General features: G+C 41.3%; 1 protein-coding gene and 1 riboswitch. The gene reads left to right on the forward strand.

All coding sequences use genetic code 11. The features are described from left to right. Positions 1–151 precede the first annotated feature (151 nt). Positions 152–215: riboswitch (Fluoride riboswitch) on the forward strand. A gap of 24 nt (positions 216–239) precedes the next feature. Beyond that, positions 240–1,507 (forward strand): voltage-gated chloride channel family protein (locus tag ABY905_RS17255; protein ID WP_372646137.1); only part of this gene is annotated, 1,268 nt, incomplete at its 3' end.

The raw sequence follows: 1,507 nt of genomic DNA on the forward strand, positions 1-1,507 counted from the left end.
ACAGAGATTTCATATTAAAATGTAAATCCCAAAAGATGTGTTCAAGGAAGTTGAAATATGACATTTATAGTTTTTCATTTCTTATTGGGCTTAGATAATCCCTTTTTTATTTTTTGAGATTTTTGATCTTTAAAAAAAATCATAAATTTGTCCACCCAAAGGAAATGGAGTTTTCCTACTTAACTGCCCCAATGGCTGATGACTCCTGCGAATATCTTTTTCAATTTCACAGGATTGTTATGCAAAAAAAACTATACAGCTCATATTCACTTGCTCGTAAGTATATTCTAAGCAAGCAACCTGCTCTTTTATCCATATTAGAGTGGCTATTGTTATCAATGGTCATTGCCATTTGTGTGGGTTCGGCCTGTGCCTTCTTTTTAATCAGCTTGGAATATGCCACCGATTTTAGAAATGCACATGAGTGGCTTATTTATCTTTTGCCTTTGGCAGGGATTCTTTTGGGCTATGTGTTTTACCGCTGGGGAAAAGATATTGCACCAGGAAATAATCTGGTGATCAGTAACATTCATAAGCCAAAAAAGATCATTCCTTTTCGATTGGCTCCCTTTATTCTGGGAGGAACCGTGTTTACCCATCTCTTTGGTGGATCTGCCGGTCGTGAGGGCACCGCAATTCAAATGGCAGCTGCTATTTCCGATCAACTTAGTCGTGTTTTTAAGCTGAGCAAGTACAATAGACGCATTATTTTAATATCAGGAATGAGTGCCGGTTTTGGTGCCGTTTTCGGAACGCCATTTGCCGGAGCCATATTCGGATTAGAGGTATCTCACATGGGAAAAATCAAATACAATGCCATTTTCCCGGCCTTTGCTTCTTCCTTTATGGCTGATTATGTCACCAAATCTTATGGCGTATCCCATTCCCATTACATTTTAGGTCTTGTGCCCGATATTAATCTGCAAGGTCTTCTTATCACAATTTTGGCAGGAATTTGCTTTGGCTTAGCTGCTCTCGGCTTTATTAAGCTGACATCATCTTACAGCAAGCTCAGCAGTAAATACATCAAAAAAGCCTACATGAGACCTTTCTTTGGAGGGCTTCTCATATTAGCTATTGCAGGCCTTTTGGGTACGACTAAATACCTGGGCTTAGGTCTACCTACCATTGTCGAATCTTTCACGGTTCAGCAAGCACCCTACGTTTTCTTTTTTAAACTTCTACTGACAGCCATTACGCTGGGCGCTGGTTTTAAAGGGGGAGAAGTAACGCCTTTATTCTTTATTGGAGCCGCCTTAGGCAGTGCCCTGTCCATGTTTCTGCCTTTGCCGGTCGGTCTTTTGGCAGCCATGGGTTTTGTAGCTGTCTTTGCCGGTGCATCCAATACACCACTAGCATCCAGTATTATGGCTATCGAACTCTTTGGTATAGCCTGTAGTCCCTACGTTGCTATTGCCTGCATTGTGGCTTATCTCATTTCCGGGCATCATGGTATCTATAGCTCACAGCTTATTGGCGATGCCAAATCGGTAACCAAACTACGAGA

The organism is Ancylomarina sp., from assembly GCF_041555295.1.
Taxonomy (GTDB): domain Bacteria; phylum Bacteroidota; class Bacteroidia; order Bacteroidales; family Marinifilaceae; genus Ancylomarina.